The sequence below is a fragment of the Geobacillus thermopakistaniensis genome (genome assembly GCF_000498995.1).
GTDB classification, from domain to species: Bacteria; Bacillota; Bacilli; order Bacillales; family Anoxybacillaceae; genus Geobacillus; species Geobacillus thermoleovorans.
Map to the genome: position 1 here is coordinate 21,937 of NZ_AYSF01000064.1, position 13,987 is coordinate 35,923.

14 protein-coding genes and 3 pseudogenes are annotated in these 13,987 nt (G+C 53.4%); 12 read left to right on the top strand and 5 right to left on the bottom strand.

From position 1 onward, the window contains the following. Positions 1 to 104: 104 nt before the first annotated feature. The 6 genes and pseudogenes from T260_RS126320 to T260_RS1000000141015 form a co-directional block, all read left to right on the top strand. Complete coding sequence (locus tag T260_RS126320) at positions 105 to 779, top strand: hypothetical protein (protein ID WP_011230484.1); 675 nt, start codon at positions 105 to 107, stop codon at positions 777 to 779. Between the two features lie 269 nt (positions 780 to 1,048). Next, positions 1,049 to 1,798: an SDR family NAD(P)-dependent oxidoreductase gene (locus T260_RS126315; RefSeq protein ID WP_023634225.1), complete on the top strand. Its 750-nt coding sequence runs from the start codon at positions 1,049 to 1,051 to the stop codon at positions 1,796 to 1,798. A 65-nt stretch (positions 1,799 to 1,863) separates the two neighbouring features. Next, the gene (locus T260_RS126310; protein ID WP_011230486.1) at positions 1,864 to 2,109 is read left to right on the top strand and encodes a YueH family protein; all 246 of its coding nucleotides are present in this window, start codon (positions 1,864 to 1,866) and stop codon (positions 2,107 to 2,109) included. A 55-nt stretch (positions 2,110 to 2,164) separates the two neighbouring features. Next, positions 2,165 to 3,457: an ATP-binding protein gene (locus T260_RS126305; RefSeq protein WP_011230487.1), complete on the top strand. Its 1,293-nt coding sequence runs from the start codon at positions 2,165 to 2,167 to the stop codon at positions 3,455 to 3,457. 319 nt (positions 3,458 to 3,776) lie between these two features. Next, positions 3,777 to 4,202, top strand: a pseudogene (locus tag T260_RS1000000141010) (cation:proton antiporter); the annotation flags it as partial. Positions 4,203 to 4,243: 41 nt separating this feature from the next. Continuing rightward, positions 4,244 to 5,074: pseudogene (locus T260_RS1000000141015) on the top strand (cation:proton antiporter); the annotation flags it as partial. A gap of 90 nt (positions 5,075 to 5,164) precedes the next feature. On the opposite strand, the gene T260_RS1000000140550 reads toward T260_RS1000000141015, so the two are convergent. Both T260_RS1000000140550 and T260_RS126300 read right to left on the bottom strand, forming a co-directional pair. Next, positions 5,165 to 5,293: a hypothetical protein gene (locus tag T260_RS1000000140550; RefSeq protein ID WP_013145936.1), complete on the bottom strand. Its 129-nt coding sequence runs from the start codon at positions 5,291 to 5,293 to the stop codon at positions 5,165 to 5,167. After that, positions 5,263 to 6,084: an alpha/beta fold hydrolase gene (locus tag T260_RS126300; protein WP_011230490.1), complete on the bottom strand. Its 822-nt coding sequence runs from the start codon at positions 6,082 to 6,084 to the stop codon at positions 5,263 to 5,265. The genes T260_RS1000000140550 and T260_RS126300 overlap by 31 nt, the downstream gene beginning before the upstream one ends. Positions 6,085 to 6,226: 142 nt before the next feature. Between T260_RS126300 and glcT the strand changes: the two genes are divergently transcribed. The 5 genes and pseudogenes from glcT to ptsP all read left to right on the top strand — a co-directional run bounded on the left by glcT (position 6,227) and on the right by ptsP (position 11,574). Next, complete coding sequence (gene glcT, locus T260_RS126295; RefSeq protein ID WP_011230491.1) at positions 6,227 to 7,084, top strand: glucose PTS transporter transcription antiterminator GlcT; 858 nt, start codon at positions 6,227 to 6,229, stop codon at positions 7,082 to 7,084. A 232-nt stretch (positions 7,085 to 7,316) separates the two neighbouring features. Further along, positions 7,317 to 8,519 (top strand): glucose-specific PTS transporter subunit IIBC, encoded by a 1,203-nt coding sequence (gene ptsG / locus T260_RS0120625; protein ID WP_370736692.1) that lies wholly within the window; start codon positions 7,317 to 7,319, stop codon positions 8,517 to 8,519. A gap of 13 nt (positions 8,520 to 8,532) precedes the next feature. After that, positions 8,533 to 9,480 (top strand): annotated as a pseudogene (locus tag T260_RS0120630) (PTS sugar transporter subunit IIA); the annotation flags it as partial. Between the two features lie 106 nt (positions 9,481 to 9,586). Beyond that, entirely contained in the window at positions 9,587 to 9,853 is a 267-nt protein-coding gene (locus T260_RS126290; protein WP_011230496.1) for a phosphocarrier protein HPr, read from the top strand. After that, positions 9,853 to 11,574, top strand: coding sequence for a phosphoenolpyruvate--protein phosphotransferase (gene ptsP / locus T260_RS126285; RefSeq protein WP_023634226.1), 1,722 nt, complete (start codon positions 9,853 to 9,855; stop codon positions 11,572 to 11,574). Before T260_RS126290 ends, ptsP begins: the two co-directional genes overlap by 1 nt. A gap of 84 nt (positions 11,575 to 11,658) precedes the next feature. Here the strand turns inward: ptsP and yyaC are convergent, their stop codons facing one another. From yyaC to T260_RS126270, 3 genes are all read right to left on the bottom strand, one after another. Then, positions 11,659 to 12,210, bottom strand: coding sequence for a spore protease YyaC (yyaC, locus tag T260_RS126280; protein WP_011230498.1), 552 nt, complete (start codon positions 12,208 to 12,210; stop codon positions 11,659 to 11,661). Between the two features lie 80 nt (positions 12,211 to 12,290). Beyond that, positions 12,291 to 12,971: a GNAT family N-acetyltransferase gene (locus T260_RS126275; RefSeq protein WP_023634227.1), complete on the bottom strand. Its 681-nt coding sequence runs from the start codon at positions 12,969 to 12,971 to the stop codon at positions 12,291 to 12,293. Between the two features lie 77 nt (positions 12,972 to 13,048). Next, entirely contained in the window at positions 13,049 to 13,246 is a 198-nt protein-coding gene (locus tag T260_RS126270) for a YbxH family protein (protein ID WP_011230519.1), read from the bottom strand. A 150-nt stretch (positions 13,247 to 13,396) separates the two neighbouring features. Here T260_RS126270 and T260_RS126265 point away from each other — a divergent pair, with 150 nt between their 5' ends. Further along, positions 13,397 to 13,813: a hypothetical protein gene (locus T260_RS126265; RefSeq protein ID WP_023634228.1), complete on the top strand. Its 417-nt coding sequence runs from the start codon at positions 13,397 to 13,399 to the stop codon at positions 13,811 to 13,813. The last annotated feature ends 174 nt before the right edge of the window (positions 13,814 to 13,987 follow it).

Consider the following 13,987-nt stretch of genomic DNA (forward strand, 5'->3'; position numbering starts at 1 on the left):
GTTAAATACCTATATTTTGGCCGGGCAAACACCCTTTGCTTGTTCTGACATACAATATGGGTGGGTACGCGCCCCGAGAATATAAGCAAGAAAGGGAGAGAACAATGAATCATTGGGATCCGTATATGAATGGTCCGTTTTCAACCTCTTCCGGCCATGACAATGAAGCCGGATGGATGGAGAATAACGTGCCGCCGATGGCTCCGCTATCGGCAACGACACCAAATGAAGCGACGCCGACTCAAGTGATGCCGATGGCGTATTATCCGCCGGCAGCGCCTTATGGATATTGGTGTCCACCGGTTGCGCCGCCAGCGCCGCTTGTCAGTCCGGTCCATCTTGACAGTCCAGACAGTCCGGACAGCTCCGATATGATGCTGCCGGCGCCGCCGCTCGGTTTAGGAGCCGGGCCGAATATGGCCCATGCTTCCGTTTGGCCGATGGGTGGGAAAGAAAACACGCCGCCGATGACGCCTGATGACGCCGCTATTCCGTATGGCATGACGGCCCCGTATGCAGAAAACGTTCCCCCGGCTGGCAGCACGGCTCCCGTGGCCGTTCCTGGCACGCTGTCTGGAATGGCTGCTGGTGCAACACCAGGTTTCGTTCCTGGCGCACATCCGTATGCGCCGCTGTACTATCCACCGATGGCGCCGCAGCCGTATGCCCCGGTGATGCCGTATGGCTATGGCTATCCCGCTGCGCCGCTGCCTCCATATTATGGCGGAGGAACCCCGTATGCGCCTGGCTTTCCAATCTCGTATGGCCCCTATCGGTAAGATGCCAAAAAAGACCGCCGAATGGCGGTCTTTTTTACATCTGGAGCCGAGAAAATCCTCACTTCCATGCGTGAGCGCAAGTGGGGGATGAATCGGTATCTTTCCTCATCCACCTTTCTCTTGCATCAAGAGAACGAAAGGTATAAAATGGTCATGAATAGAACAAACGTTCCTTATCGTAGGAGGGAAGGCCATGCATAAAGCCTACCTCTTTCGGTTGGATCCCATCCGAAAGCAAACGGAGCAAAGGAAGGGAGAAGAGATTGCACATGAGCATGGAACAGAAAACAGCCATTGTCACCGGTGGAGCGAATGGGATCGGCAAGGCGATCGCTAGAGCATTCGCAAAACAGGGAGCGAACGTCGTGATCATCGACCGCGATATTCAAAACGGTGAAGCGTTCGCCGCGCAATTGCAATCGGACGGGTTCGAGGCGATCTTTGTGGCGGCGGATGTGCGGAAGGTGGACGATATTGAACGGTTTGTACAAGAAGCTGCCGGCCGCTTCGGCCGCATTGACTATTTGATCAACAATGCTGGCGTCTCACGCTGGAAGTCGCCGTATGAGCTGACGGTTGAGGAGTGGGATGACGTGCTGTCAACGAATTTGCGCAGCGCTTTTTTTGCTTCTCGAGAAGCAGCTAAATATATGCGCCGCAATGCAAAAGGCGGAGCAATCGTCAACATTGCCTCGACAAGGGCGCTCATGTCCGAGCCGAATTCCGAGGCGTACGCTGCATCGAAAGGCGGCCTTGTCGCTTTGACCCATGCGCTGGCGGTGTCGTTTGCGGATGATCGCATTCGCGTCAATTGCATCAGCCCCGGTTGGATTGAAACGGGCGATTATGGGCAACTGCGAGACATTGACCACCGGCAGCACCCGGCCGGCCGCGTCGGCAAACCGGATGATATCGCCCGCGCTTGTCTGTATTTATGCGATGAGGAAAACGATTTTATCACTGGGGTAAATTTGGTGATCGACGGGGGAATGACCAGGAAAATGATTTATATTGAGTAGGGAGCGGGCGTTTGTTAAAATAAACAAAATGGAGACGGTTTCAAAGGAAAAGGTGGGACGGAAAAATGAAAATCCGCAAAACGCCGGTGATGGACGGACAAGCTCCGGCTAATGTCTACATTTACGAAAATCGAAAAGAAGAATATATCGTGATTGCCATTCCGGCGCTTGAGTGGTCATTTTCGTTCGCCTATGAGGAAGAGGCGGAGGCGGTGGCCGAGCGGCTTGAGGCATCGCTAAAAAAGCGGCTTGACCATGAGCGCGCCGCCCTCTTGGCCGTGCGGTTGCTCGGCTGGGCGCGGGAAATGTAGCCTAGAGGGCGACCGTGGCTGCCGCGACTTTGCATGTTAGGGGTTCGATGACAACGTGGTCAACAAAACAAAAGTAATCGCAGTATATATCATAGGCAGCATTTTATGGATTGTCGCCACCGACACCCTGCTCAATATGCTGTCGATCAGCCGCGATGTATATATGGCGCTTGGCGCCGCCAAAGGGGCCGTGTTTATTTTGCTCTCGGCCATTTTTTTGTACCAGCTGTTAAAAAAGCGCGAGCAGCTGGAAAAGACCGAGGAAAATGAACAGCAGCTGCTTACGCTCATCAATTCGATGCCAGATTTCGTTTGCTTTAAAGACAGCGAGGGGCGATGGCTGCGCGTCAACGATTTTGGCCGGCGGCTGTACCGCCTCGAACAGATCGATTATATCGGGAAGACGGACCGCGAGCTTGGCGAGCTTGTGCCGTTTTTTAAAGAAGCGTTTGCGCAGTGCATTGCATCAGACCGCGAGGCGTGGGAGAGCGGAAAGGTGACGCGCCGCGAGGAGTCGTTTGCGACGCCGGATGGGGAAGTGAAGACGTTTGACGTCATTAAAGTGCCGCTCTTTGACGAAAACGGAGCGCGCAAAGGGTTGTTGACGATCGGCCGCGACATTACCCAGCAAAAGCTTGCCGAGGAGCTGCTCTTGAAAAAAGAAAAGCTGTCCGTCCTTGGCGAGCTGGCCGCCGGCATTGCCCATGAAATCCGCAATCCGCTCACCTCCATGAAAGGATTTATTCAGATGATGCAAGAAACGCGCGAAGTGAATGATCATTATATGCGCATTATGTTAAGTGAACTCGGCCGCATCAACCAAATTGTCAGCGAGCTGCTGGTGCTCGCCAAGCCGCAAAGCCACGATTATCGGCCGTTTTTGCTAGACGAGGCCATTTCGTATGTCATCAGCTTGATTGGCCATGAGGCGACGTTGAACAACGTTTCCATTTCCGTCCATAACACCGCTCCGAAAGCTTGTGTGTACGGCGATCAAAACCAAATTGTTCAAGTGTTGTTGAACGTTATGAAAAATGCCGTCGAAGCGATGCCTGATGGAGGAATTTTATACGTCCACGTTGCGGAAGGGGACGGGAAGATCTATGTCGATGTTGCCGACACCGGCGTCGGCATTTCGAAAGAGCGGCTGCAGAAAATCGGTGAACCGTTTTTCACTTTGAAAGAAAAAGGAATGGGGCTCGGGCTGACGACAAGCATGAAAATCGTTCAAGAACATAAAGGAACGATGCGGATCGAAAGCGAGGTTGGGAAGGGAACGACTGTTCATTTGACGTTTCCGTCCGGCGGCGTCAAAGCCGCAAACGGCCGGCAAAATGCGCTGTCATAACAACAGGCGTCCACGCAGAGCGAGGATGTCTGTTTTTTTTTGGCTAACGTCTCAATCGATGGCTGATAGACAGTCGAGTTGCACGGCGGGCAGAGGCCGATGCTTTGCCGATCACCATAGGCAATGTCGGCACATAGCGGTTTGGAACATGAAACGCTTCTTTGTTTGCCGGCTTGGCCCGGCGCGGCGTCGATAGCGGTAAGACAACTAAGGGAGATGTTTCGTTTTGGCCTGAATTCGGGAAATGATAAAAGTGAAACCTTCCACGCATGATAAACGTAATTCGAAAAAGAGACTTAAAGCGAAGGAGTGTGAAGGGATGTTGATTGCCCAACTGGCGGTCATTTTGTTCGCCGCCAAACTTGCCGGTGATGCGGCCGTGCGCCTTGGCCAGCCCGCCGTGCTCGGCAAGCTGCTCATCGGCATTGTGCTTGGCCCGAGCGTGTTCGGTGTGATCGAGGATACGGATCTTTTGCAGGAGTTAAGTCAAATCGGCGTCATTTTGCTTATGTTTATCGCCGGCCTTGAGACGGATATGGACCAGTTTCGGCGCACTGGAAAAGCTGCTGTGGCGGTCGGAGTGCTTGGCATTCTCGTTCCGCTGCTCGCCGGGTATGCGGCCGGCGCAGCGTTCGGCATGGAAACCGGCACGGCTCTTTTCCTCGGACTTTTGCTGTCCGCAACGAGCGTCAGCATTTCCGTGCAGGCGCTCAAAGAGATGGGACAGCTGCAATCGAAGGAAGGATCAGCGATTCTTGTTTTCGGCGGCGTTTTTCGACCCGTTGNATGGAAACCGGCACGGCTCTTTTCCTCGGACTTTTGCTGTCCGCAACGAGCGTCAGCATTTCCGTGCAGGCGCTCAAAGAGATGGGACAGCTGCAATCGAAGGAAGGATCAGCGATTCTTGGCGCGGCGGTCATCGACGACGTGCTGGTCGTCATTGCCTTGGCGTTTTTATTAAGCCTAACTGGCGGCGACGTCGAGCTTGGTGCGGTCGTGCTGAAAAAAGCTGTTTTTTTTGCCGTCGCCATTTTGCTCGCTTGGAAAGCCATCCCGCTCGTATTAAAGTGGTTTGCCCCGTTGCGTGTGACAGAGGCGGTTGTCTCGGCCGGGCTGGTCATCTGTTTTGCATTTGCCTATTTTGCTGAGGCGATGGGGGTGGCGGCGATCATCGGCGCCTATATGGCCGGGCTTGGCGCGAGTTTTACGGACTATCGGGAAGAAGTATTTGAGAAAGTGGAAACGATCGCCTATTCTTTGTTTGTCCCTGTCTTTTTTACCTCCATCGGGGTTGCGGCCGACTTTTCCGGCATCGTCGAGCATTGGCCGCTGATTGTCGGTTGGAGTGCGCTCGCGATTTTGACAAAGCTTGTCGGCGCCGCGCTGGGGGCAAAATGGGCCGGATTTTCGTGGGGAAGCTCGCTGGCGGTCGGCGCTGGCATGGTGTCGCGCGGTGAGGTGGCGCTCATCATCGCCGGCATCGGCTTGGAAGCCGGCCTGCTTGATGGGAACATGTTTGCGGTCATGATCATCGTCGTATTGGTAACGACTGTTGTGACGCCGCCGTTATTGAAGATGATTTTCAGCCGTCTTCATCCGGTGCGCCGGACGGCCTAGTCGCCGTCGAAGTGGGCAGCCGGGCCGATGGCCGGCGCTATAGCGGCAAAACAGCGGGGCTGTCCCCAAAAAAGGGCAGCCTCGCTGTCGCTACGAGCGGTTCTTTTTCGCTTGCTTGGCCGTATCCACGCTGTCTTTGGCCATTTCTGCCTCCGCCTTGGAGACGGTCGGGTTGGCTACTTCTTGGCTCACCTTGTTTTGTCTTCCTTTGTTCGACATGCGATCCCCTCCTTTCGGCCAGTTTCGCTCCGCTTGCCGTATGCCCGCAAAATGCTGTTTAGTTCGCTGCTATGTTTCGTCGGAATTTGATGGCGGGCCTGGTCAATAAACACAATATCTGCATGCGGCACATAACGTTGGAACATAGCGATATACGGATGGATGTAACGATCGCGTGCTCCATAAATAAGGAGCACGGGCAAGCGGAGGGAAGACAGTTGTTTTGTGCATCCATAAACAAGCCCAGCCTGGTACATGGCGTTTAAATCCCGTTTATGGGTCAGCCGGGCGTACCGCCGCAACAGCTGCCATTCGCGCCAGTTCGTTTTGTGCCCCCAAGCAAGAGCCGCCGCAAGCAGCGGGATGGCCCCAAGTTTTGCGGCGGAGATGCCGAGCAAAAACTCGCTGAACAAAAGCGGGGTGCACACTTCCGGAAACCCGCCGATCAAAACGAGCTGTTCGACATGCTCGGGATAGCGGAGCGCGAAATCAAGCGCAATGGATCCGCCGTTTGAGTAGCCGCAAATGATGGCGCGCCGAACGCCGAGGGCGCGGAGCAATACGGAAATGTCGTCGGCAAGCAGCGGTACGGTGATCGGTGCATCTGACGAACTGCTTCGCCCGTTTCCACGCATATCATACAAAATAAGGCGAAAATGGCGGGCGAGCGGTTCTTGGCGGCAAAAAACGGCATGCCCCATTCCTGGGGGATGGATGAACAAAAGCGGTGTTCCTTCTCCTTTTTCCTCATAGTAAAGGCGGACTCGTTGGTTGATCGATACGTATGGCATATTCTTTCCTCCCTCCCATTAGTATGTCGAGAAGAGCGGCGTCCCATCCAAAAAACGTCATTGAGAGCGATGGCCCATCCGGTTTATAATGTAGTCTGCATAGACTAGCGGCAGACGATGGGTGCGGAAAGGAGGGAGGCTGATGGAACAGCCGTTTCGCGTCGAAAAAACGCTCAACAACAACGTGTTAATCGCTTCCCATCCGGCATATGGCGAAGTCGTTTTGCTCGGCAAAGGAATCGGCTTCGGCAAAAAACGGGGGGACGAGATTGCCAAGAGCGCTGTGGAAAAATGTTTCGTTCTGAAAAACGAACGCGAACAAGAGCAATACAAAAAGCTGCTTCCGGAATTGAGCGAAGAATTCATCGCCCTCATGAGCGAGGTGGTTCAACATATTCAGCAACGCGTGGGCGCGCCGCTCGACGAGCACATCCATGTGGCGCTGACGGACCATATCGCTTTTACATTAAAGCGGCTTGAACAAGGATTGGATGTCAAAAACCCGTTTTTGGCTGAGACGAAAAGCTTGTATCCGTTGGAATATGAAATTGCCAATGAAGTGGCCCGCATGATTGAACAAAAGCTCGGGATTGTGCTGCCTGAAGGAGAGGCAGGCTTTATTGCCCTTCATATTCATAGCGCGATTTCCAAGCAAAGCGTGTCGGAAGCGAATCGATATTCCCAGCTCATTGCTGATCTTGTCAAGATCGTCGAGCAACAGCTTGGCGTTGACATCGACCGCGAGAGCGTTCATTATTTGCGGTTTGTCCGTCACTTGCGCTATGCGATTGAGCGGATGAAAAAAGGCGAAAAAGTCGAAGAACCAAAAAATTTGTCGAAAATCTTGAAGGAAGCGTATCCATTATGCTATAATCTAGCATGGAAGTTGGTCAAAGTCATGCAGCAAACGCTTCATCTGCCGGCGGACGATGCCGAGGCGGTCTATTTGACGTTGCATTTGCAACGGCTGGCGGAGAAAAAGAACAATACAACTGCATAGGTTGTCTCGCTTTACGTGTTACTGACTCGATCAGGCATGAGTAAAGAGGGCAAATAAGGCGGCAACAGCTGCGAATTCATCTTTGCGCTGTTGTAAGCGTTCTTTTTGTCTCTCTTTAGTCATGCCTTTTTTATTGCGCCGGCTCCCTCGGAAACGCCCGCTTCATTTTCGGTACATGAATCGGTCGTTTGCTGTAAAACTTAAGAAAAGGAAACTAAAGGAGGTTATGAAGATGAAACGAGCGTTTGGCACGCTGCAAAAGGTCGGGAAAGCGCTCATGCTGCCGGTGGCGATCTTGCCGGCGGCCGGGATTTTGTTGGCGCTTGGCAACGCCTTGAAAAACCCGGCGCTCACTGACAAAATTCCGGCGCTCAAAGCCGACTGGGTCGTGCTCATCTCCAATGTGATGGAGCAAGCAGGCGGCATCGTCTTCTCCAACTTGTCGCTCTTGTTTGCGGTTGGTGTGGCGATCGGCCTTGCCGGCGGGGACGGGGTCGCGGGCTTGGCGGCGATCATCGGCTACTTGATTATGAATGTGACGATGAGCGTCATCTTGGGCGTGACTTCCGATATGATCGGCGCCGACCCGTCGTACGCCAACATTCTCGGCATCCCGACGTTGCAAACCGGCGTCTTTGGGGGGATTATCGTCGGGATTTTGGCAGCGTACATGTACAACAAATACTTCAATATCGAACTTCCGCAATATCTCGGCTTTTTCGCCGGCAAGCGGTTCGTGCCGATCGTGACGGCGGCGTCCGCAGTCGTGCTTGGCATTCTCATGACATTCGTTTGGCCGCCGATTCAGCACGGGCTCAATGCGTTTTCGCACAATATGATCGATGCGAACAAAACGTTGGCCGCGTTCATTTTCGGCGTCATCGAACGGGCGCTCATTCCGTTTGGTTTGCATCATATTTTCTATGCACCGTTTTGGTTTGAATTTGGCGAGTACGTCAATAAAGCCGGGCAAGTGGTCCATGGCGATCAAAAAATCTTTTTCGAGCAACTGAAAGACGGGGTCAAATTGACGGCCGGCACGTTCATGACCGGGAAATTCCCGTTTATGATGTTCGGTCTCCCGGCAGCGGCGCTCGCGATCTACCACGAAGCGCGACCGGAAAACAAAAAAGTCGTTGCCGGCATCATGGGGTCGGCCGCGTTGACATCGTTTTTGACCGGGATTACCGAACCGATCGAATTTTCGTTCTTGTTCGTCGCCCCGGCGCTGTTTGCCATTCACTGCGTCTTTGCCGGCTTGTCGTTTATGATCATGCACCTGTTGAACGTCAAAATCGGGATGACCTTCTCCGGCGGGGTCATTGACTTCTTGCTGTTTGGCGTTCTGCCAAACCGGACGGCATGGTGGCTTGTCATTCCGGTCGGCTTGGTGTTTGCCGTGATTTATTATTTCGGATTCCNCTTTTCTTTTTAAAATTTTGCCGAAAACCTTCTCCGGCGGGGTCATTGACTTCTTGCTGTTTGGCGTTCTGCCAAACCGGACGGCATGGTGGCTTGTCATTCCGGTCGGCTTGGTGTTTGCCGTGATTTATTATTTCGGATTCCGCTTTGCGATCCGCAAATGGGATTTGGCGACGCCGGGCCGGGAAAAAACGGTCGAGGAAGCACCGAAAGCCGAGGCAGCCGCCGCTGGCGATCTGCCGTACGAAGTGCTCGCCGCCCTTGGCGGAAAGGAAAACATCGAACATTTGGACGCATGCATTACACGTTTGCGCGTTTCGGTCCATGATATCGGCCGGGTCGATAAAGACCGGTTGAAAGCGCTCGGCGCCGCAGGGGTGCTTGAAGTCGGCAACAACGTGCAAGCGATTTTCGGTCCGAAATCGGATATGTTAAAAGGGCAAATTCAAGACATCATGCAAGGAAAAGCGCCGGCCCGGGCGGAAGAGAAACCGAAAGCAGCGGCCCCGGAAGCCGCGAAGTCCGAAACGATTGCTTCGCCGATGTCAGGAGAGGTCGTTCCGCTCGCTGAAGTGCCTGATCAAGTGTTTTCGCAAAAAATGATAGGCGACGGCTTCGCGGTCATGCCGACGGACGGCACGGTCGTCTCTCCGGTTGATGGCAAAATCATCAACGTATTTCCGACGAAGCACGCCATTGGCATTCAGTCGGCCGGCGGGCATGAAATGTTAATCCACGTCGGCATCGACACAGTGAAGCTGAACGGCCAAGGGTTTGAAGCGCTTGTCAAGGAAGGCGACGAAGTGAAAAAAGGGCAGCCGATTTTGCGCGTCGACCTTGATTATGTAAAACAGAACGCGCCATCGATTGTCACGCCGGTGATTTTCACGAATCTCGAAGCCGGCGAAACGGTTCACATCAACAAGCAAGGCCCGGTTGCTCGAGGAGAAGACGCTGTTGTGACGCTCAGCTAAACTGCTTATTCGCGGCGGGGCGGGGCCAAGCATTTTCCGTTGCCTCCCCGCCCCTGCATTTGATATGATGGCAAAGAAAAAATTGAAGAAAAGGGGAATGATGGACATGGCAGAAAAAACGTTTAAAGTCGTTTCTGATTCCGGCATCCACGCTCGTCCGGCGACGATTTTGGTGCAAACGGCGAGCAAATTCAACAGCGAAATCCAGCTTGAGTACAACGGCAAAACGGTGAACTTGAAATCGATCATGGGCGTCATGTCGTTAGGAATTCCGAAAGGGGCAACGATCAAAATCACGGCAGAAGGGGCCGATGCGGCAGAAGCAATGGCGGCGTTAACCGATACGTTGGCAAAGGAAGGCCTTGCGGAATAATGGAAAAGACGATTCATGGCATCGCCGCTTCAAGCGGCATCGCCATCGCCAAGGCATACCGCTTGGAGACGCCTCATTTGGCGGCCGAAAAACGGACGGTCGCCGACGTCGAGGCGGAAATTGCGCGGCTTGAGGCGGCGGTCGCGAAAGCGAAAGAAGAGCTGGAAGCCATCAAACAGCATGCCTTGGAAAAGCTTGGTGAAGACAAAGCCGCCATTTTTGCCGCCCACTTGCTTGTGCTTGACGACCCAGAATTGCTGAACCCGATTAAGGAAAAAATCAAAACAGAACAAGTGAATGCGGAATATGCGCTCCATGAAACGGCATCGTTTTTCATTTCCATGTTTGAAGGCATGGACAATGAGTATATGAAAGAGCGGGCCGCCGATATCCGCGATGTGACGAAGCGCGTCCTCGCCCATTTGCTTGGTGTGACGATCTCCAATCCGAGCCTCATTTCCGAAGAGGTCGTCATTATCGCTGAGGATTTGACGCCATCCGATACGGCGCAGCTGAACCGCCAATATGTGAAAGGATTTGCCACCGACATCGGCGGGCGAACGTCGCATTCGGCCATTATGGCCCGCTCGCTCGAAATCCCGGCTGTCGTCGGCACGAAGGCGATTACGGCGGAAGTGCAAAACGGCGACATTGTCATCGTCGATGGGCTCGACGGTCAAGTCGTCGTCAATCCGTCCCCGGAGCTGCTTGCGCGTTATGAAGAGAAGCGGGCTCGCTATGAGGAGCAAAAAGCGGAATGGGCGAAGCTTGTCGATCAACCGACGGTCACCGCTGATGGCGTGCACGTTGAGCTGGCGGCCAATATCGGCACGCCGGACGATGTGAAAGGAGCGTTGGCCAACGGGGCAGAAGGGATCGGATTGTATCGCACGGAATTTTTATACATGGGACGATCGGAGCTGCCTACGGAAGACGAACAGTTTGCGGCTTACAAAACGGTGCTTGAACAAATGGGCGGCAAGCCGGTCGTTGTGCGTACGCTTGACATTGGCGGCGACAAAGAGCTCCCGTATTTACACTTGCCAAAAGAGATGAACCCGTTTTTAGGGTTTCGAGCCATTCGCCTTTGCCTGGAAATGCAAGACATGTTCCGCACGCAGCTGCGCGCCTTGCTGCGGGCGAGCGTGCACGGCAATTTGAAAATCATGTTCCCGATGATTGCGACGCTCGATGAATTCCGCCAAGCGAAAGCGATTTTACTCGAAGAAAAAGAAGCGCTCCTCCGCCAAGGGGTTCCAGTTGCGAATGGAATTGAAGTCGGCATGATGGTCGAGATTCCGGCGGCTGCCGTCATGGCGGACCAGTTTGCGAAAGAAGTCGATTTCTTCAGCATCGGAACGAACGACCTGATCCAATATACGATGGCGGCCGACCGGATGAATGAGAGGGTGTCGTATCTATATCAACCGTACAACCCGGCCATTTTGCGGCTCATCAGCTATGTCATTGACGCCGCTCACCGCGAAGGGAAATGGGTTGGGATGTGCGGGGAAATGGCCGGCGACCCGATCGCCATTCCGATTTTGCTTGCTCTTGGCCTTGATGAGTTCAGCATGAGCGCCACCTCGATTTTGCCGGCGCGCGCCCAGCTGAAGCGGCTGTCAAAAGAGGATGCGGTCTGCGTGAAAGAGACAGTGCTGTCGCTTGGTACGGCTGAGGAAGTAGTGTTGTTTGTCAAACGAACGTTCCATATGGCTTGATCATAGCGAAAGGTGCAGCGGCATGAATCGGCCGCTGCGCCTTTTTTTGCTTTTAAAGGCAAGACATATGTTTCCGCGCTCTGTTCAAGCCAACAGCGGTGTCGATGATTCATAGCCATACCGCTGCCGGATCGTAAGTGAAAGGCCTAAAGCGATGACTTTCGCCATTTGGTAAACAATGTGCAAATTCGTGTACGGAAGTGCGCTCATATCGGCTGTATCTTCCATCACGACGCCCATCATGCTGATGTCGCCAATCGATGGCAGCGATTTGCCAAGCGCAGTGCCAGGGGAAAGGGCGCCAGGGCGGATGGCGATCGTATGGACAAACGGCTGCGGCCCGACAATGCTGTCGATCGCCACTACATATGCTCCGTGTTCGTTTTGCAATTGCTCGGAAACGCGTCGGATGTTTGTCGCATCGACAGGTTGCCTGAGTGTGCCGATTACGGTTAGATGATCCGGATAGGCGTTTTCAAGCAGCGTGCCGACGAACGGCCCTAGGCTGTCGCCGTTGATACGGTTGCTGCCGATGCAAACGACGGTCAAACGGGAAATGTGCGCTGGCAGCAGGGAAAACAATTCATTGCGAATAAGCAAAGGAGCAAGCGGATCACTATACAAAATCGATTTCATCGGCCGCGATTCCTTTCCGTCGGTCGTTCTCCTTTTCTTAGTTCGCGGCCGATGCTGGTGATTCCTTTTTTTCGTTTCTGTCAATTGTGTCCTTGTTTTTGCTTGAACGGATTGCGCCATTCCATCAGGACGGCATAGTTGCGCGATTCCTCATCTTCCAAATAATTGTGAACGACCGCCAGCGGAGTGCGCCCGCAGCGGAGCAAAAACGTAATGACCGGATCGTTCAGCTCGCCAGCAACCACTTTGTCGATGTAGGTTTCGGGTGATAATTCATTAGCGTAACGATGGTAGCCAGGCATCCGCCCGCCGCCGAGCAGCCGGTCAAGGCCGAGATGGACGACGACTTCATACATCGACTGCATGAGCCACTTGCCGAGGCCGAGCTTCCGGTATGGCGGCGAGACGCAAATGTCGACGACATAAAGCGTGTTGCCATCCGGGCGGTGGTTGCGGATGTAGCCGCCGTCGGTGATCTCTTCCCATGTATGATCGGTATGGGCTGGATCAAAGTCAACGATCAAGCCAGTCATCGATCCGACGATGCGCCCGCCGACTTCGACGCAAAGCGCTCCTTCGGGAAACAAGGTGACATGGTTGTGAAGCTGTTGTTCGTTCCACCATAACTCCGATGGAAACGGGGGCGGAAAACTTTCTTGCTGCACGCGGATGAGATCAGCAAAGTCGTCTGTCGTATAGTTGCGGATGACCGCTTCGCGCGGGGTGTTGCCGTCAAAGACGTATAAACGTTTATCGTACATGCCGATCCCCCTTGCTTTTTTTACCCTCATCATAACGGAAAACTCGAAAAAATGGCAAGAAAAGAAAACGGCCGCTGTTAGCGGCCGCGGGCTTTTTGCTCGACATACTCGCTCACAAGCGCTTCAATTTGCTGTTCATCGGGCTTTTCGCCGCGAAAGGGAAACACAATTTCATCGATGAATTCGCCGTTGCGGTAAACATGCAGCGCCCCTTTTTGCAACAGGACGCTGTATTCGATCTCAAATCGATATCCTTCGTGTTCGATGGCACCCATCATCATTCACCTGCCTCTAGTTTATTGTCTCGCACACGGTGGCCCTCTATGTATGAATTAAGAAGCTAATCCTATAGACGGAGGACGATTGTCCTTTTATAATGAAACATAGTTCGACAAAAAAGAGGAAACAGAGGGGAGAAATAGCGAGTGTTCCGGACATTGCGCAGCAAATTGATCGTCTTGATGGCCTTATTATTGATCATCTCGTTGGCGGCGACGCAGCTCATCGTTGTTTGGCAAACGCAACGGCTTGTTGACGCTGATGTGAAACATCGAGCGCAGACGGCGCTTGACGGATTGCTTGGCGATATTCGCGACAGCTTTCAGAGCGAGGAAAACAGCTTAGTGCAGTTTAGTGAATCGCCGTCCGCCTTGCAGATGGTGAGCGATGAAAAAGCGTGGCCGCAGATGGAAAAGCAGTTTCGTACGTTTTTGCGCCTGCATGAGAATGTGCAATTCATCTATATTGGCACTGAGCAGAAGAAAATGTACATCTCGCCGATGACAGTTTTCGGCTGCGTTTTAGAATCAAGGAGTTGCTCAAAGCACCGCCGCGATCAATAATGATGTTTATTGTTTTATTTTTTGTCTGACATTAAATATTGGTTAATTTTCGACAAAAAGCGACAGATAGGTGTAGCTGCACCGGCGCTTCCGTTTCCTTTTGGTCCGGGTCCCCGGGGCGGTGTGATGGTCGGCTGGCAGCCGGAAAGGCTCAGCCACTGCAAGCCCAAGCGC